Raw genomic sequence first — 16216 nt, 5'->3', positions numbered from 1 at the left:
GCAGGCGGCGTGAGGAATCCGTTGGGCCCTCAGATCGCCGGTGCGTAGTCCTCGTTATCCTCGCCGCGCTCGGAGGCCCGTTCGCGCCGGCGCGCCTTCAGCGGCCGCCCGGAGCAGATCGCCCGCGCCAACCCGCGGAACGGCGCCGTCAGCCGCTGGACATCCTCGACGCGCGCCATGATCCGCCCCGCCGTCTTCAGTTCGCGGTCGAGCCGGGCCATCGTCTTCGACAGCTCCGGCTCGTCATCGTCGAGCCAGGCCTCCGAGACGCGCGCCATCAGCAAAACCGCGCCCTGCACCCGCAGATGACCCAATGCATCCTCGGTCGGGATGCCAGCCGAAGCCAGCATGTAGCGCCAGGAATTGACGGCGCCGCGATTGAGTGCCGCCAGCGCCAGCGGATCGCGCCGGATGACCGGCGCAATCTTGCGCAGACCCGCCTTGTAAGGCGCCATCGCATCGAGCCGGCGCATCACGAGGTCGAACAAGCGCTCCTTGACCGGCTCGCCGGCGAGATCGTCCGAGGAGCTCGCCAGGACGGCATCGTCGACGATGCGGGTCACACCGCCCAGCATGGCGAGCTTGGAGGGGAACAGCCCGCGCAGTTGGGCCAGCGTCAGTCCGGCCTCGGTCGCGATATCCGGTAGTTCGATCTCGTCCCAGCGTCGCTCGACGGCGAGCTTCATCAGCGCATCGACGGCGCGACGGCGCGGATCGGCCGCAGGCGGCGCCGCCTCGGGCGGGGTGGAAACGGGTTTGCGGGCCATGGGGCAGCTCCTCTCGCTTCGCGATGTCAGGAGGTTAGGCCGCTATCGTGGCAGGTGGAAGGCGGTTCAGCCGGAAAGCTCGCCAGCGCGACGTTTCGCAGCAGCCACCGCCTTGCGCATCAGCGGCTTCATGCCGTCTTCGGCCATCAGCACCTCGAGTGCCGCTGCCGTCGTGCCACCGGGCGAGGTCACGTTCTGGCGCAGCGTGCCGGGCGGAAGCGGCGACTGGAACAGCAACTCACCGGCACCTTCGACCGTTGCCCGCGCCAGACGCTCCGCGACATCGGCGGGCAGGCCGGCATCCTTGCCAGCAGCGGCGAGGCACTCGACGAGGTGGAAGACATAAGCCGGGCCCGAACCGGACACGGCCGTCACAGCATCGATCAACCCCTCGTCGTCGAGCCACTCGACCTTGCCGATGCTGCCGAGCAACGCGTCGGCGGTGGCGCGCTGCGCCGCGCTCACGCCCTTGCCGGGAGCCGCAGCGGTAGCGCCGCGCTGCACCGCGGCCGGCAGGTTCGGCATGGCCCGGATGATCGCGCCGGCATTGGGCAGGCGCGCCGAAAGATCGCCCAGCGTCTTGCCGGCGAGGATCGAGATCAGCAGCGTCCTGGGATGGATGAAGGCCTGCACCGCAGGCGCGGCCGTATCGAGCATCTGCGGCTTGGTCGCCAGCACGACGACATCGGCGGCGGGAATATCCTTGGCGGACGGATTGAGTCGCATGCCCTTGTCGTTGGCGAGCGCGACCATTTCGTCCGACGGCTTGGGATCGATCAGGCTGATTCCCTTCGGATCGATGCCGATGCGCAGCCAGCCCTCCAGCATCGCGCCGCCCATCTTGCCGGCGCCGATGAGGACGAGCGATTGCGGCAGGGAAGCGGTCATGGCGGTTCTCGTCGCTTGGGAACAGGGCGTCATGCCGGGCTGGCGCCTGAGCATGTCGGAACCAGAGCCTGCAAGAGGTGGCCCGGTCAAGCCCGGCCATGACGTCGGCGCGACCTCAGGCCTCGCCGACCGTCTCCAGGATCGCGCCCTCCATGCCTTCCTTCGCGGTCTTGCCGGCCCAGACGACGAACTGGAAGGCCTGATAGTAGCGCTCGCAGGCCTCGACCGCAGCCTTGACCAGCGCGATCGCCTGCTCTTCGGTCGGTTCGGCCCCGCCGGAAAGCAGCAGGGCGTGGCGGTACATCACCACGCTTTCGCTGCTCCAGAGGTCGAAATGGCCGAGCCAGAGCTGCTCGTTGACGAGGCTGACGAGCTGCAGCACCTCGCCACGCCGCCGCTCTGGCACCTTGAGGTCGAAGGCGCAGGCGATATGCAGCGCTTCCACCTCGGCGAGCCAGGTGATCGCGACATGGTATTCCGACCAGCCGCCGGTCACGGAGACCGAGAGCTCATCCTCGCTGTCGCGATCGAATGACCAGTCATTGAGGGCGGCGAGGCGTTCAAACAGGTCAAGCGGGTTGGAAGGCCGATCCAGCTCGGCATCCATATCGAGGTCCATCATGCCCTAGGGTCCACCTTCCGGAGCGAAAGGCTCCGGCGCGTTCGAGAACAGGAACACGGCGACTGGAAAGCCGAAGGAACGCAACACACCTCCGGAACCCCTCTGAAAGAGGCGCTCCCATTCGGCGCGGCAGGACGAATCCGCCCGACGAATCAATTCTTTCCACCGACGATAGCGCAGGCGCTGTGACGCTCCCAACACGGCGCCAAGCTCCGCGGATTCGGCCAGCGGGCTCAATCCCCCCGAAGGGCTGTCCACAGCACATGGCTGTGGACATAACCTGAGGGCAACCGGGGGCCGCTCTTGAAGCAACCCCGGCCCGTTCTCAGGCCTTGCCGAGCTTCTCCTCCAGCGCCTTCAGCCGCGCGGCGAGCTTGTCGTTCTCCTCGCGGGCGATCAGCGCCATCTCGCGCACCGCCTCGAATTCCTCACGGGTGACGACGTCGAGATCGCGCAGCAGGCGCTCGATCTGCGTCTTTACCACCGTCTCGACCTCGCGCCGCACGCCCTGTGCCGCGCCGGCGGCATCGGTGGCGAGACGGGCGATATCGTCGAGGATACGGTTGCCGGGGTTCACCATGGCTCTCTCCCTTAAAGGCGCGAAACTCTCTGCCGACAGCCTATAGGCAGCACAGGCGGGAGCCGCAATTGCGACCGGATGTCGGGCTTGCCCGCTGCCCCGATGGGCCGGACTTCATCTCGCCGGCAAAGCCGCCGCCGAGGCGCTCGGCCTGCCCGATCTGGACCTCGCCATCCGTTGAGCCTAGAACAGCGGCACAGGGAATCTCGAAGCGGTCCACAGCCCAAAGGGCGGGAGGCGTCATGATCAACCGTTTTAGCGGCCTCGTTCTGGGGCCGGTTTTTGCGCTGGCGCTCGCCGGCTGCCAGGAAACCACCCAGACCGCGGCCCGTCCGCGCGTCGATGCGCCGGGCGTTCCGGTCTCGGTCCAGAGCATCTCCGGAGCGCCCGAAAACGTCACCACCAGCTTCGCGGGCCTGCTCGGCGAAGCCGCCGCCGAGCGCAAGATGGAGATCGTCCCCGGCAACAAGCCGGCGCGCTTCCGCGTCAAGGGCTACCTCACGGCACAGCCGACCGAGGATGGCCAGACCTCGCTCGCCTTCGTCTGGGATGTCTATGATTCGACCAAGCAGCGCGCCCAGCGCGTACAGGGCGAGAGCATCGGCAAGCGCAGTGGCGGTTCCGATCCCTGGGCCGGCATCGATCAGACGGTCGTCGCCAAGGCCGCTTCCGACTCGATGGATGCGATCGCGGGCTTTCTCGTGACCACGCCGGCCGTCGAGACGCTCAAGACCGAGACCAAGACCGGCAAACCCGCGAAGCCGGGCACCCGCGTCGCTGCGACGGACCCGAAGAAGAGCTGAGGCCACGCCAGGACCCGCTGTGCAGCGACGCTGCGGCAGTGGTTTCCGGGTCACGGCGCAACGCCCTGCGCTTTTTGGCCGTCGATATTGCACTGCAGCGGTCGACTCCATCCAACCGCGCTGTTAAGAGCCGTTCGAATTGAGCCGGCAATGCCGGCCCTCCCTGCTCAGCCTTGATGCAACGGTGCGCTACGGCATGGCCTCTCACTTCAAAGTCGTCGCCGGCAACTCCAATCGTCCGCTGGCCGAGGCGATCTGCAACCATCTCAGCATCCCTCTCGCCAAGGCCTCCGTCCGGCGCTTCGCCGATATGGAGGTCTTCGTCGAGATCCAGGAGAACGTGCGCGGACAGGATGTCTTCATCATCCAGTCGACCTCGTTCCCGACCAACGACCACCTGATGGAATTGCTGATCATCACGGATGCGCTGCGCCGCTCCTCGGCGCGCCGCATCACGGCGGTGATCCCCTATTTCGGCTATGCCCGCCAGGACCGGCGCGCCTCCGGCCGTACGCCGATCTCGGCCAAGCTCGTCTCCAACCTGATCACCCATGCCGGCGTCGACCGCGTGCTAACGCTCGACCTCCATGCCGGCCAGATCCAGGGCTTCTTCGACATCCCTACCGACAACCTGTTCGGCGCCCCGCTGATGGCGCGCGACATCAAGGACCGGCTGGAATGGAAGAACGCGATGGTCGTCTCGCCGGATGTCGGCGGCGTGGTCCGGGCGCGCGCGCTCGCCAAGCGCATCGACGCCCCGCTCGCCATTGTCGACAAGCGTCGTGACCGGCCGGGCGAGTCCGAGGTCATGAACATCATCGGCTCGGTCGAGGGCCGCTCCTGCATCCTGATCGACGATATCGTCGATTCCGGCGGCACGCTGGTGAATGCGGCCGACGCCCTGCTCGAGCAGGGTGCCAAGGAGGTCTTCGCCTATATCACCCATGGCGTGCTCTCCGGCGGCGCGGTCGCCCGCATCGCCTCGTCCAAGCTCAAGGAGCTGGTGATCACCGACTCGATCATGCCGACCGAGGCCGTGAAGGTCGCGCGCAATATCCGCGTCATCTCGATTGCCGGCCTGATGGGCGAGGCGATCGAGCGCACCGCGAGCGAGACCAGCGTGTCGAGCCTGTTCGACTGAGAGGTTAGGCTTGGGTAACTCCCGCGCCCTCGTCCTGTTCTCCGGCGGCCAGGATTCCACCACGGCCCTGGCTTGGGCGCTCGACCGCTTCGACGCGGTCGAGACGATCGGCTTCGACTATGGCCAGCGCCATCGCATCGAGATGGAATGCCGCGAGACGATCCGCGCCAAGCTTCCCACGCTCTCGGCCCGCTATGCCGAGCGGCTCGGCCCCGATCATGTCGTGGATCTCAAGGCGCTCGGCGCGATCTCCGAGACGGCCCTGACCCGCGAGACCGAGATCGCTTTCACGGATGCCGGCCTGCCCTCGACCTTCGTGCCCGGCCGCAACCTGATCTTCCTGACCTTCGCCGCGGCGCTCGCCTATCGCCGCGACCTCAAGCACATCGTGCTCGGTGTCTGCGAGACCGACTATTCCGGCTATCCCGATTGCCGCGACGACACGATCAAGGCGATGCAGGTCGCGCTCAATCTCGGGCTCGACCGCCGGCTCGTGCTGCACACGCCGCTGATGTGGCGCGACAAGGCGCAGACCTTCGCACTCGCCCGCGAAATCGGCGGCCAGGCCCTGCTCGATCTCGTGATCGAGGACAGCCATAGCTGCTATCTCGGCGACAGGACGACCCGGCATGGCTGGGGTTATGGCTGCGGCCATTGCCCGGCCTGCGATTTGCGATCAAAAGGCTTCGCGGCTTACCTCGCAGCCCCCGACGACAGCGGACTTGACCTATGACCCGTGACCGCCAGCGCTTGACGGAAGGCGTTATCGCCCTCGTCCTGTTCGGCCTGACCATTCCCGCCGCCAACTGGATGATCGGCAATGCCGGCGCGGTCTGCGTGCCGAACGGTCCCTGCCTCGTCCCGGTCTGGCCGGGCGTGATGGCGCCGAGCGGTGTCCTGATGGTCGGCCTTGCCCTGGTATTGCGCGACATCGTCCAGCGCCGCCTTGGCCCGCTCGCCGGTCTCGGCGCCATCGCGGTCGGCACCCTGATCTCCGCGATGCTCGCGCCGCCTGCCATCGTGCTGGCCTCGGTCGCGGCCTTCCTGCTCTCGGAGCTCGCCGATTTCGCGGTCTATACCCCGCTGCAGCGCCGGCGCTTCGTCACGGCCGTCTTCGCCTCCAGCGTGATCGGCCTCGTCGTCGACAGCCTCGTCTTCCTGCATCTTGCCTTCGGCAGCCTCGACTTTCTCGCCGGCCAGATCATCGGCAAGGCCTGGATGGTGCTGCTCGCCTTGCCGCTGATGCACCTCCTGCGCCGCCGCGACGAGCGGCTGGGCCTGGTCGCCGCCTGATTCCAGGCATCGCGCTGCCGCGTAAAGTTTGAGGCGTCGCCTCAATCTGACTTTAAGGCATTTGCGCCAGGATCGGGGTTCTTCGACGAGCACTCTGTCGGGAACTCCGTGACCAGACCTTCGGGCCGCCTGCAGGCTCTGCAGAACGATATTCTTGAAGATATCGCGCGTGGCGAGCCTCTGATCGCATGCATGGAGCGCCTGTGTCATCGTGCCGAGGCGATCTCGCCCGGCGTCATCTGCTCGGTCGTCGCCATCGACAACCAGTGCTGCCTCCAGCCTCTCGCCTCGCCCAGCCTGCCCCCGCACTATGTCGGCGCCATCAAGGGCGTGCCGGCAGGCCCGGAGGTCGGCTCCTGCGGAACCGCGATCTTCCGCGGCGAGCCCGTTGAAGTCACCGACATCGCCACCGATCCACTCTGGCGGGCCTATACCGATCTCGCTCTGCCGCTCGGCCTGCGCGCTTGCTGGTCGACGCCGATCAAGGCGCGCGACGGGCGGGTGGTCGGCGCCTTCGCCTTCTATTTCAGGGCGGCTCGCCGTCCGCGCACGCTCGAACGCCGGATCGTCGCGACCTGCGTCCATCTCTGCGCCATCGCCATCGAGCATGACGAAGTCCGCACCCGCAATCACCGCCTCGCCTATTTCGATACGCTGACCGGACTGCCCAACCGCAGCCAGTTCAACAGCGCCATCGCGGAGATGAGCGCGGCCGGCCGCCGCTACGGGTTGATGCTGATCGACATCGATCATCTCAAGACGGTCAATGACACGCTCGGCCACGCCGCCGGGGATGCGCTGATCGCCGTGGTCGGTCGGCGGCTCGACGTCGCGCTGGCCGGCTGCCTCACCTGCAGGATCGGCGGCGACGAGTTCGCCGTTCTCGTCCCCGATTGCAGGGAGCCGGCGCGTATGCGTGCCTTCGCCTCGGCCGCGATGGCGGCGGTCGCGGTTCCGTTCGACCATGACGGCCACAGCCTCGTGCCGGGCATTACCATCGGCGGGGTCATCGCCGGCGAAGACGGCCAGGACACCGTCACGCTGCGGCAGAACGCCGACCTCGCGCTCTACCACGCCAAGGAAACCCGGCGCGGCCGCTATGTCCGCTTTCGCAGGCAATTGCGCAGCGCGATGATGCATCGCATCCGCACCCGCCGGGATGTCGCGGGCGCCCTCGGCGACGACCGGATCATCCCCTATTACCAGCCGGTCATCCGCCTCGACACCAACGAGGTCGTCGGCCTCGAGGCCCTGGCCCGGATGCGCCTCGACGACGGCCGCATCATCGCGGCCGGCGAATTCCAGGACGCCCTGCGCGATCCGAAGATCGCCCATCGCACCACGACCCAGATGCTGACGGCGGTGGCCGCCGACATGGCCGAGTGGCGCGCGAGCGGCCTGAATTTCCAGCATGTCGCGGTCAACGTCACCTCGGCCGACTTCCAGAAGGGCGACCTCGTCCAGCGCGCCACCCGCACGCTGGAGAAGGCCGGCGTACCGCTGCAGCAGCTCGTGATCGAGGTCACCGAGCAGGTCTTCATGGGCGGGCGCAAGGATGGCGTCGCACGCACCATGGAAGCGCTGCGCGCCAATGGCTCGCCGGTCGCGCTCGACGATTTCGGCACCGGCTTCGCCTCCCTGACCCACCTGCTCGATTTCCCGATCGACATCATCAAGATCGACCGTTCCTTCGTAGGCTCGATCGACAGCGGCGCCCGCAGCGAGATCATCATCGAGGCCCTGCTGACGATGACCCGCCGCCTCGGCATGAAGATCGTCGCGGAGGGCATCGAGAAGCAGGCGCAGGCCGAGCGCCTCAGCGAAATGGGCTGCGGCCTCGGCCAGGGCTACCTCTATTCGCCGCCGGTTCCGGCCTCGATCATCCGCGAATGGCTGCAGCGCTTCACCCAGCCGACCCAGGCGACCGCCCCCACGCGCGGCCTCGTCGCCAACGCCGCCTGAGCCGGGCTTGAGATCGCGGCGGTTTTCGCCTATGAGCACCCCAGCGTTCGGCTGACACCCTTGGAGGCTCTGAACGCATAAATCCGATGGCCGCCACGTGGCGGCCTTGTCATTTACAAGTCAAGGACATCCAACATGACCGCCGTGAAGCAAATCGAGGCTTCGGCGCGCGCACAGGTCGGCAAGGGGGCCGCCCGTGCTGTTCGCCGCCAGGGCCAGACGCCTGCCGTGATCTATGGTGGGGGCGCTGCTCCCGAAGCCATCGCGCTCGACGCCAACAAGACCCGCCAGCTGATTTTCGGCGGCCACTTCCTGACCACGATCTTCGAGATCGCCGTCGCCGGTAAGAAGCAGCGCGTCATTCCGCGCGATTACCAGCTCGACCCGGTCAAGGATTTCCCGATCCATGTCGACTTCCTGCGCGTCGCCAAGGGCCAGACCGTCACGGTCCAGGTTCCGGTTCACGTCACCGGTCAGGAAGCCAGCCCCGGCGTCAAGAGCGGCGGCCTGGTCCAGATCATCGAGCACGCCCTCGAAGTCACCGTCGAGCCGGACAGCATCCCGGATTCCATCGACATTTCGGTTGCCGGCCTGAACGTCGGCGACTCCGTCCATGCCGACGCGATCAAGCTCCCGGCCGGCGCCAAGCTCTCTGTCGGCGCTGACGCCACGATCGTCACGATCTCCGCGCCGACCGTCGAGGCCGAGCCTGAGGCCACCGAGACTGAGGAAGCCGCGGCTGAAGCCAAGGCCTGATGAAACGGCGCCAGCCGGCGCCGCTTTCACCTCGAACGCTCACGAGACGGCCGGGTTTCCCGGCCGTTTTGCTATGGCATCGAACCGGAAAACGGTGTCCAGCCTTCGGGCGGATCCGATGCTGAACGAACAAGTCTGCGGAGCCCCGCCATGCTGATTTTCGCCGGCCTCGGCAATCCCGGCGCGCGCTATGCCCGCAACCGCCACAATATCGGCTTCATGGCCCTTGGCGAGATCGCGCGCCTGCACCGCGCCTCGCCTTGGCGCGCCCGCTTCCAGGCGGAGGCCTGCGAGGCCACGATCGGCACCGAAAAGGTCATCCTGCTCAAGCCGCAGACCTACATGAACGAGTCGGGCCGCGCGATCGGCGAGGCCGCGCGCTTCTTCAAGGTCGCTCCGGCCGATGTCGTCGTATTCCATGACGAGCTCGATCTCGCCCCCGCCAAGCTGCGCGTCAAGCTCGGCGGCGGCAATGCCGGGCATAACGGCCTGCGCTCGACGACGGCTGCGATCGGCAACGACTATCGCCGCGTGCGCATGGGCATCGGCCATCCCGGCCTGAAGGAACTGGTGCACAGCTACGTGCTGAACGATTTCGGCAAGGCCGAGCAGCCCTGGGTCGAGGATCTCTGCACGGCCTGTGCCGACCATGCGGCCCTCCTCGCCGCCCATGACGACGCCGGCTTCCAGAACAAGGTCCATCTCTTCATGGATGCGCGTGGCCACGGCGCCGTGAAGCGGCTCGGTGAAAAGAGCGACGGCTGATCTTCAGAGCGGGAGCTTGGCACCCGCCTTCGCCACGGTGATCCGGCTCGTGCTGTAGCTGCCATCCGCCTGCCGGCTCGCCGTCATCGCGACCTGCGCGCCGGGCTTGAGCTCGTTCGCCTCGGCAGGCGCTGCCATCAGGATCGTCGCCTCCGGCGTGATCGTCACCTTCTGCTCGCCACCCGGATAGCTCAGCACGAGGTTGGCGCCGTCGACCCGCGAGACCGTCTCGGCCACCGTCGCATTGGTCATGGTCGCATCGGGCAGCACGCCCCAGGGCCGATGCCCCTCGCCAGTGCCGCGCATCGCCTCCGGGAAGATCACGACCTGCACCGCGAGCAAGGTGCCGTCAGCCTGCGGCTTGGCGCCGACGCCGATGAAGCTGCCTTTGGCGATATCGCTTGCCTTCGCCGCCACCATGCCGCCGACCGAGTAGCCCGGCGCGAGCGCGACCTTGAGCTCCCGGCCGTCCGCGGCCTTGAGTTCCAACGTCGACCCTTCCACGCGCTCGACCGTGCCGCGCAACCGCGTTCCTGGCGCCTGGGCGATGGCTGCGCCGCCGGCAAGGGCGAAGACCGACAGGGCGAACGCAAGACGAAAACGCTTCATGACGAGGCTCCGAACGCCGCAACAGGCGGCCCGCCCGATCCAGCACCCGCATCAGCCCGCCTGCCATGCACGTTCGCGTGAGGGGCACATCGGCCATCAGGTGTGCGGCACTTGTCTTTATCGCGCAAGCCCCCCAATAAGGCCGCAACTTTCAAAGCTTCACGCCCGGCATAGGCGATCCGCCACGGGCAACGGAACAGGCGATCATGGGTTTCAAATGTGGCATCGTCGGCCTGCCTAATGTCGGCAAGTCGACCCTCTTCAACGCGCTGACGCAGACGGCCGCGGCCCAGGCCGCGAACTATCCGTTCTGCACGATCGAGCCGAATGTCGGTGACGTCGCCGTACCCGACGAGCGGCTGGAGAAGCTCGCCGCCATCGCCGGCTCCAAGGAGATCATCCCGACGCGGCTGACCTTCGTCGACATCGCCGGCCTGGTGCGCGGCGCCTCGCGCGGCGAAGGGCTCGGCAACCAGTTCCTCGCCAATATCCGCGAATGCGACGCCATCGCCCATGTCGTGCGCTGCTTCGAGGACGGCGACATCACCCATGTCGAGGGCAAGGTCGCTCCGATCAACGACATCGAGATCATCGAGACCGAATTGATGCTGGCCGATCTCGAAAGCCTCGAGAAGCGCGTCCTGCCGCTGGAGAAGAAGGCCAAGACCGGCGACAAGGAGGCCAAGGAGCTGGCCGATTTGATGAATCGCTGCCTCGTGCTGCTGCGCGACGGCAAGCCGGCCCGCCTCGTCCAGGTCGCGGCCGACGAGCGCCGCACCTTCGAGACACTCGGCCTGCTCTCGTCCAAGCCCGTGCTCTATGTCTGTAATGTCGAGGAAGCCAGCGCCGACAAGGGCAACGCCTTCTCCGAACAGGTGAAGGCTCGCGCCGCCGAGGAGAACGCAGTCGCCGTCGTCGTCTCCGCCAAGATCGAGAGCGAAATCGCCGTGCTCCCGGTCGCAGACCAGAAGGACTACCTGGAGGCCGTTGGCCTCGACGAACCCGGCCTGAACCGCGTGATCCGCGCCGGCTACAGCCTGCTCCATCTCGTCACCTATTTCACCGTCGGCCCGAAGGAAGCGCGCGCCTGGACGATCGAGAAGGGCACCAAGGGGCCGCAGGCCGCCGGCGTGATCCATACCGATTTCGAGAAGGGCTATATCCGCGCCGAAACCATCGCCTTCGACGACTACATCGCCAACAAGGGCGAATCCGGTGCGCGCGAGGCCGGCAAGTTCCGCCTCGAAGGCAAGGAATACGTCGTCGCCGATGGCGACGTACTGCATTTCCGCTTCGCGAACTGAGGGCCCTGCCGGCGATGTCGTATTTCGAGGATTTCGTCCCGGGTGAGAGCGCCCGATCGCGCAGCCTCGACGTCTCGCAGGACGACATCGTCGCCTTCGCCTCGCGCTATGACGCGCAGGATTTCCATGTCGATCCCGAGGCCGCCAAGGCGAGCTTCGTCGGCCGCCTGATCGGCTCCGGCTGGCATAGCTGCGCGCTGCTGATGCGACTCATGGCGGAGGATTTCCTGCTCGATGCCGCCAGCATGGGCGCGCCGGGCATCGACGAGGTGAAGTGGCTGCGTCCCCTCCTCCCCGGCGACAGCGTCAGCGCCCGGCGCACCGTGCTGGAAAGCAAGGCCTCGCGCTCGCGCCCCGAGATGGGCCTCGTGCGCTTCCGGCTCGAGCTGCTGAACCAGCGCGACGAGCCGGTGCTGGAGCAGACCAACTGGATCATGTTCGGCCGCCAAGGCTCCGCCATCGGCCGGCATCCGGCCGGTCCCTGGCTGGATCATGCACCCGTCTATGAGCGTCCCGCCATCGAGAGCCCGCTGGAATCCTCCTCCGAGCCGCCCGAGCCGCCGCGCTTCTTCGAGGAGCTTTCGGTCGGCGAGAGCAGCCAACTCGGCAGCTTCGTCTTCACGCCCGAGGAGATCGTCGCCTTCGCCCGCAGTTTCGATCCCCAGCCCTTCCACATGGACGAAGCGGCGGCGCGCCGGAGCTCCTTCGGCAGGCTCGCCGCTTCCGGCTGGCACACGGCCGCAGTCTGGATGGCCTGCATGGTCCTGCATCGCAAGCGCCAGCTCGCGGTGGCGTCGGATCGCCCCGCGCGCCTCGGCTCTTCTCCAGGCTTCAGGAACCTGCGCTGGACGAAACCTGTCTTTGCCGGGGACCGGATCACCTACCATTCGCAGGTGATCGACAAGCGCGAGAGCGCCTCGCGCCCGCAATGGGGACTGTTCTTCCACCGCAACACCGGCATCAACCAGCACGGCGAAGAGGTCTTCAGCTTCGACGGTTGCGTCTTCGTCGAGCGCAAGCCGGATTGACCGCGAAGACGGACCTCAGCCGGTCTTGAGCCTGACGAGATCGACAGGCCCGCGCGGCACCTCGGAGGAAGACCGCATCTGGGCGAGGAACGCTTCATCGTCCGATGCGACCACGACCCGGTCGCGCCCGCTCCGCTTGGCTGCGTAGAGCCCCTTGTCCGCCTCGTGAAGCAAGGCATCGAAATCGATGACGCTGTCCTTCGCATGAGCGACGCCTGCGCTGAGCGTGCACCCGAACGCCGCACCGCTCGCTGCGAAACGACGTTTGACGAGGCGCCCCCGCACGTTTTCGGCCGCGATGGCCGCCGCGACAAGAGAATCGCCCGGCAGCAGCAGTGCGAATTCCTCGCCGCCGAGCCGTGCGGCCAGTCCTTGCGACCGGCATGACAGCAGGATCTCCCCGAACGCCCGCAACACCTCGTCTCCCGCCAGGTGGCCGTGGATGTCGTTGATCCGCTTGAAGTGATCGATGTCGAAGATGATCAGGGCGGCGGGCCCTTCGATCTCGGTCGCGATGCGGTCGAGCAGCGCGCGCCGGTTGAGCAGGCCGGTCAGCGGGTCGGTTTCCGCGTCGCGCTTGTGGCCGCGCGCCAGCCGCGCCTGGTTCAAGGCCAGGGACAGCGCGCCGATGCCGGCGAGCGTGGTCAGGCAGACGACGATATTGAGGTCTTCCGCCCAGTTCGACGGGATGCCCGGCAGAGCCCAGCGGCCATCCAGCAGCAGCAGAACGGCGCAAGGAACGAAGGATAGCCCGGTCAGGACATACAGGCCGGTCAACAGCATGATCGCCAGCCTGGCTTCGGCCCGGCCGAGCCAATAGTCCCAGGCTGTTGCGAGCAGAATGGCCGCGGCCGCGACATTGAGCCCGATGATCGCGATGCCGTTATAGCCGGCCAGCATGGGCACAGCCATGGCTGCCGACGACGCGATTGCCATGATGGCCATGCTGCGCCAGGGCAGAACCCGCGTGCGAAATTCGCGGCCGGCACCGAAGACGAAGGCGAGGCCCGTCAGAAGAACCGTGTACCCGGCTGCCCCCACGATCGGCGACATCGTCCTGACATAGCCGCCATAGATCAGCACGCCAGCGGCCATCAGCGCGACGCCGATCGTCCAGGCCATCAGGAAGCCTTCCTTCCTGGAAACGAGCCAGCTGACGAGGAAGGCTGCGGCCAATCCGCATCCCGAAAGGGTGAAGGCCGTCAGGAGGGACTGATAGTCGAGCGACACGAAGGTCTCTTGCCAGGCGGGGAAGGCGGCAACCGTTATGCCGGTGTTGCCATTGCCGAAAACTTAAACCGGTCGGCCGCATTTGCCCGGCCGGCGGCCTGCCTGCCCGATCGGGCGCTCTGACGCGGCTCAGCCGACCTTGCCGTAGCCCGCGAATTTGGCGCCGACGCGCTCCATTTCCGCGGCATCGAGGATGACCGGCTCGATCCCTGCCGCGAGGATGTCGAGATACTGCCCGGCGAGGTTCTCGACCTCGGCGACGATGGTATGCGCGCCCGCCAGGGTCTGGCCGAGCGCGATCACGCCGTGATTGGCGAGCAGCACGGCCTTGCGGCCCTCCAGCGCCTTCACGGCATTCTCGGCCAATTCGGGCGTGCCGAAGGTCGCGTACTCGGCACAGCGCACATCGGCACCGCCGCAAAGCGCGATCATGTAATGGAAGGCCGGGATGCCGCGCCGCGTGCAGGACAGAGCTGTGGCGCGCGGCGAATGGGTGTGCACGATCGCCTGCTCATCGGGCCGCGCCCGGTAGATCGCGACATGGAAAGGCCATTCGGAGGACGGCTTGCGGCTGCCACTCAGGATCGTGCCGTCGAGGCTGAGATGGATCAGGTCCTCAGGGCGCGTCCGGGCATAGGGCAGGCCCGACGGCGTGATCAGCAGGCCATCGCCAAAACGAGCCGAGACATTGCCCGATTTCGACGGGCAGAATCCCGCCCGGTCGATCGCCTGCGCGACCGAGACGATCTCCTGCCGCAATTCCGTTTCGGTCATACCACCGTGCCCCTGCTCGCCAGGTCGGGAAAGAGTTGTGCGAGGCCCTCAACGCTGGCCGCGCAGACGCCGCGCTCGGTGATAAGCTTGGTGACGAGCCGCGCCGGCGTCACGTCGAAGGCCGGGTTGGCCGCACCACTGCCGGGCGCGACGACGCGGACGGACCTGACCTCACCGTCATCGGCGAGCCCGGAGAGATGGGTGACCTCGCGGGCCGCGCGCTCCTCGATCGGGATATCGGCGAGGCCGTCGCTGATGCTCCAGTCGATCGTCGGCGAAGGCAGCGCGACATAGAAGGGCACGCCGTTGTCATGCGCCGCGAGTGCCTTGAGATAGGTCCCGATCTTGTTGGCGACATCGCCCGCCGCCGTGGTGCGGTCGGTGCCGACGATCACCAGATCGACCTGCCCGTGCTGCATCAGGTGGCCACCGGCATTGTCCACGATCACCGTATTCGGCACGCCATGGGAGCCGAGTTCGTAGGCCGTCAGCGCCGCGCCCTGGTTGCGGGGCCGGGTCTCGTCGACCCAGACATGGATGGGAATGCCGGCATCATGGGCGAGATAGATCGGCGCCAGCGCCGTGCCCCAGTCCACCGTGGCAAGCCAGCCGGCATTGCAATGGGTGAGGATGTTGACCGGCTCGCCGACGGGCTTTCGCGCCGCGATCTCCGCGATCAATGGCAGGCCGTGCTCGCCGATCGCGCGGCACAAGGCGACGTCCTCGTCGCAGATCGCCGCGGCTTCCGCATAGGCCGCCCCGACACGCGCCGTCGCGGGCAGGCTTGCGAGGGCGCCACGCATCCGCGCCAGCGCCCAGCGCAGATTGACGGCGGTCGGTCGCGTCGCGCCGAGCAGGGCGAGCGCAGCCTCCAGCGCTGCGTCGGAGGCGTCCGCCCGCATCGCCAGCGCCACGCCATACGCCGCGGTCGCACCGATCAACGGCGCCCCGCGCACCACCATGCTGCGGATCGCATCGGCCGCCTGCTCGGCGGAGCCCAGTGCCACCGTCTCGAAGCGGAACGGCAAGCGCGTCTGGTCGATCACGACGACGCGCCAGCCATCCTGCGCGAGCCAGATCGTCCGGTAGTGCTGGCCGTTGATCTTCATCCCCGCTCAATGCCCGCCGAACGAGACCAGGGTCCGCACGGGCACGCCGAGCCGCCGGATCTTGTCGGCGCCGCCGAGTTCCGGAAGGTCGACGATGAAGCAGGCCGCCACGACCTCCGCGCCTAACCCCGCGAGCAGGTTGACCGCCGCCTCCGCGGTGCCGCCCGTAGCGATCAGGTCGTCGACCAGCAGGACGCGCTCGCCCGGCTGCACCGCATCGCGATGGATCTCGATCTCGTCCGTGCCGTATTCGAGCGCATAGGTCGCGCGCAGCGTCTCCAGCGGCAGCTTGCCCTTCTTGCGAACGGGCACGAAGCCGGCCGAGAGCTGATGCGCCACGGCCCCGCCCAGGATGAAGCCGCGCGCCTCGATCCCGGCGATCTTGGCGATCTTCAGGCCCGCGAAGGGCTGCACCAGTTCGTCGACCGCCCGGCGGAAGGCCCGCGCGTCACCGAGCAGCGTGGTGATGTCGCGAAAGACGATGCCGGGCCGAGGATAATCGGGGATCGCGCGGATGCTGTCGGCAAGGTTCATGGACACCGTCTCGGAAGAACTGACGGAGGCCTTGGTCCGACGCCGGGCCGG

18 protein-coding genes are annotated in these 16216 nt (G+C 67.3%); 9 read left to right on the top strand and 9 right to left on the bottom strand.

All coding sequences use genetic code 11. The annotated features are described in order from the left end of the window. Positions 1-29 precede the first annotated feature (29 nt). The 4 genes from BLQ70_RS06180 to BLQ70_RS06165 all read right to left on the bottom strand — a co-directional run bounded on the left by BLQ70_RS06180 (position 30) and on the right by BLQ70_RS06165 (position 2857). Complete coding sequence (locus BLQ70_RS06180; protein ID WP_091856282.1) at positions 30-767, bottom strand: TetR family transcriptional regulator; 738 nt, start codon at positions 765-767, stop codon at positions 30-32. Positions 768-833: 66 nt separating this feature from the next. After that, the gene (proC, locus tag BLQ70_RS06175; protein WP_091856281.1) at positions 834-1655 is read right to left on the bottom strand and encodes a pyrroline-5-carboxylate reductase; all 822 of its coding nucleotides are present in this window, start codon (positions 1653-1655) and stop codon (positions 834-836) included. A gap of 115 nt (positions 1656-1770) precedes the next feature. After that, complete coding sequence (locus BLQ70_RS06170; protein WP_061969490.1) at positions 1771-2277, bottom strand: type III secretion system chaperone family protein; 507 nt, start codon at positions 2275-2277, stop codon at positions 1771-1773. 325 nt (positions 2278-2602) lie between these two features. After that, positions 2603-2857, bottom strand: coding sequence for an accessory factor UbiK family protein (locus BLQ70_RS06165; protein WP_047577935.1), 255 nt, complete (start codon positions 2855-2857; stop codon positions 2603-2605). A 242-nt stretch (positions 2858-3099) separates the two neighbouring features. Here BLQ70_RS06165 and BLQ70_RS06160 point away from each other — a divergent pair, with 242 nt between their 5' ends. The 7 genes from BLQ70_RS06160 to pth all read left to right on the top strand — a co-directional run bounded on the left by BLQ70_RS06160 (position 3100) and on the right by pth (position 9577). Continuing rightward, positions 3100-3660, top strand: a complete 561-nt coding sequence (locus BLQ70_RS06160; protein WP_091856280.1) for a hypothetical protein — start codon at positions 3100-3102, stop codon at positions 3658-3660. Positions 3661-3856: 196 nt separating this feature from the next. After that, positions 3857-4801 (top strand): ribose-phosphate pyrophosphokinase, encoded by a 945-nt coding sequence (locus BLQ70_RS06155; RefSeq protein ID WP_061969495.1) that lies wholly within the window; start codon positions 3857-3859, stop codon positions 4799-4801. A 10-nt stretch (positions 4802-4811) separates the two neighbouring features. Further along, the gene (queC, locus tag BLQ70_RS06150; protein WP_091856279.1) at positions 4812-5534 is read left to right on the top strand and encodes a 7-cyano-7-deazaguanine synthase QueC; all 723 of its coding nucleotides are present in this window, start codon (positions 4812-4814) and stop codon (positions 5532-5534) included. Further along, positions 5531-6094, top strand: coding sequence for a VUT family protein (locus tag BLQ70_RS06145; RefSeq protein WP_061969498.1), 564 nt, complete (start codon positions 5531-5533; stop codon positions 6092-6094). The genes queC and BLQ70_RS06145 overlap by 4 nt, the downstream gene beginning before the upstream one ends. A gap of 108 nt (positions 6095-6202) precedes the next feature. Continuing rightward, a complete protein-coding gene (locus tag BLQ70_RS06140) occupies positions 6203-8056 on the top strand; it encodes a putative bifunctional diguanylate cyclase/phosphodiesterase (RefSeq protein ID WP_244511928.1) in 1854 nt (617 codons plus the stop codon). Between the two features lie 135 nt (positions 8057-8191). Continuing rightward, entirely contained in the window at positions 8192-8812 is a 621-nt protein-coding gene (locus BLQ70_RS06135) for a 50S ribosomal protein L25/general stress protein Ctc (protein ID WP_091856277.1), read from the top strand. 150 nt (positions 8813-8962) lie between these two features. Then, positions 8963-9577: an aminoacyl-tRNA hydrolase gene (gene pth / locus BLQ70_RS06130; RefSeq protein WP_061969501.1), complete on the top strand. Its 615-nt coding sequence runs from the start codon at positions 8963-8965 to the stop codon at positions 9575-9577. A 3-nt stretch (positions 9578-9580) separates the two neighbouring features. On the opposite strand, the gene BLQ70_RS06125 is transcribed toward pth, so the two are convergent. Further along, on the bottom strand, positions 9581-10186 hold the full coding sequence (locus tag BLQ70_RS06125) for a single stranded DNA-binding domain-containing protein (protein WP_091856276.1): 606 nt from the start codon (positions 10184-10186) through the stop codon (positions 9581-9583). Between the two features lie 206 nt (positions 10187-10392). Here BLQ70_RS06125 and ychF point away from each other — a divergent pair, with 206 nt between their 5' ends. Both ychF and BLQ70_RS06115 read left to right on the top strand, forming a co-directional pair. After that, positions 10393-11490, top strand: a complete 1098-nt coding sequence (gene ychF, locus BLQ70_RS06120) for a redox-regulated ATPase YchF (protein ID WP_091856275.1) — start codon at positions 10393-10395, stop codon at positions 11488-11490. 14 nt (positions 11491-11504) lie between these two features. Then, a complete protein-coding gene (locus tag BLQ70_RS06115; RefSeq protein ID WP_091856274.1) occupies positions 11505-12518 on the top strand; it encodes a MaoC family dehydratase in 1014 nt (337 codons plus the stop codon). A 15-nt stretch (positions 12519-12533) separates the two neighbouring features. On the opposite strand, the gene BLQ70_RS06110 is transcribed toward BLQ70_RS06115, so the two are convergent. The 4 genes from BLQ70_RS06110 to BLQ70_RS06095 all read right to left on the bottom strand — a co-directional run bounded on the left by BLQ70_RS06110 (position 12534) and on the right by BLQ70_RS06095 (position 16165). Beyond that, entirely contained in the window at positions 12534-13748 is a 1215-nt protein-coding gene (locus BLQ70_RS06110; RefSeq protein WP_091856273.1) for a GGDEF domain-containing protein, read from the bottom strand. Between the two features lie 129 nt (positions 13749-13877). Then, positions 13878-14522 (bottom strand): class II aldolase/adducin family protein, encoded by a 645-nt coding sequence (locus BLQ70_RS06105; protein ID WP_091856272.1) that lies wholly within the window; start codon positions 14520-14522, stop codon positions 13878-13880. Then, positions 14519-15631 carry an S-methyl-5-thioribose-1-phosphate isomerase gene (gene mtnA / locus BLQ70_RS06100; protein ID WP_091856271.1) on the bottom strand — a complete coding sequence of 371 codons (1113 nt, stop codon included), beginning with the start codon at positions 15629-15631 and terminating at the stop codon, positions 14519-14521. The genes BLQ70_RS06105 and mtnA overlap by 4 nt, the downstream gene beginning before the upstream one ends. Before the next feature lie 6 nt (positions 15632-15637). Then, positions 15638-16165, bottom strand: coding sequence for an adenine phosphoribosyltransferase (locus tag BLQ70_RS06095; RefSeq protein WP_061970256.1), 528 nt, complete (start codon positions 16163-16165; stop codon positions 15638-15640). Positions 16166-16216: the final 51 nt, after the last annotated feature.

The organism is Allobosea robiniae, from assembly GCF_900102525.1.
Classification (GTDB): domain Bacteria; phylum Pseudomonadota; class Alphaproteobacteria; order Rhizobiales; family Beijerinckiaceae; genus Allobosea; species Allobosea robiniae.
The sequence above is the reverse complement of the archived record's forward strand: the minus strand, read 5'-3'. Positions and strand labels throughout refer to the sequence as shown.

Coding starts and splice junctions, on each gene's coding strand:
- mtnA (WP_091856271.1), bottom strand. CDS start 15,631: ATGAAGATCAACGGCCAGCACTACCGGACGATCTGGCTCGCGCAGGAT.
- BLQ70_RS06135 (WP_091856277.1), top strand. CDS start 8,192: ATGACCGCCGTGAAGCAAATCGAGGCTTCGGCGCGCGCACAGGTCGGC.
- BLQ70_RS06155 (WP_061969495.1), top strand. CDS start 3,857: ATGGCCTCTCACTTCAAAGTCGTCGCCGGCAACTCCAATCGTCCGCTG.
- BLQ70_RS06125 (WP_091856276.1), bottom strand. CDS start 10,186: ATGAAGCGTTTTCGTCTTGCGTTCGCCCTGTCGGTCTTCGCCCTTGCC.
- BLQ70_RS06180 (WP_091856282.1), bottom strand. CDS start 767: ATGGCCCGCAAACCCGTTTCCACCCCGCCCGAGGCGGCGCCGCCTGCG.
- proC (WP_091856281.1), bottom strand. CDS start 1,655: ATGACCGCTTCCCTGCCGCAATCGCTCGTCCTCATCGGCGCCGGCAAG.
- BLQ70_RS06145 (WP_061969498.1), top strand. CDS start 5,531: ATGACCCGTGACCGCCAGCGCTTGACGGAAGGCGTTATCGCCCTCGTC.
- BLQ70_RS06095 (WP_061970256.1), bottom strand. CDS start 16,165: ATGAACCTTGCCGACAGCATCCGCGCGATCCCCGATTATCCTCGGCCC.
- pth (WP_061969501.1), top strand. CDS start 8,963: ATGCTGATTTTCGCCGGCCTCGGCAATCCCGGCGCGCGCTATGCCCGC.
- BLQ70_RS06170 (WP_061969490.1), bottom strand. CDS start 2,277: ATGATGGACCTCGATATGGATGCCGAGCTGGATCGGCCTTCCAACCCG.
- BLQ70_RS06115 (WP_091856274.1), top strand. CDS start 11,505: ATGTCGTATTTCGAGGATTTCGTCCCGGGTGAGAGCGCCCGATCGCGC.
- BLQ70_RS06105 (WP_091856272.1), bottom strand. CDS start 14,522: ATGACCGAAACGGAATTGCGGCAGGAGATCGTCTCGGTCGCGCAGGCG.
- BLQ70_RS06160 (WP_091856280.1), top strand. CDS start 3,100: ATGATCAACCGTTTTAGCGGCCTCGTTCTGGGGCCGGTTTTTGCGCTG.
- ychF (WP_091856275.1), top strand. CDS start 10,393: ATGGGTTTCAAATGTGGCATCGTCGGCCTGCCTAATGTCGGCAAGTCG.
- BLQ70_RS06165 (WP_047577935.1), bottom strand. CDS start 2,857: ATGGTGAACCCCGGCAACCGTATCCTCGACGATATCGCCCGTCTCGCC.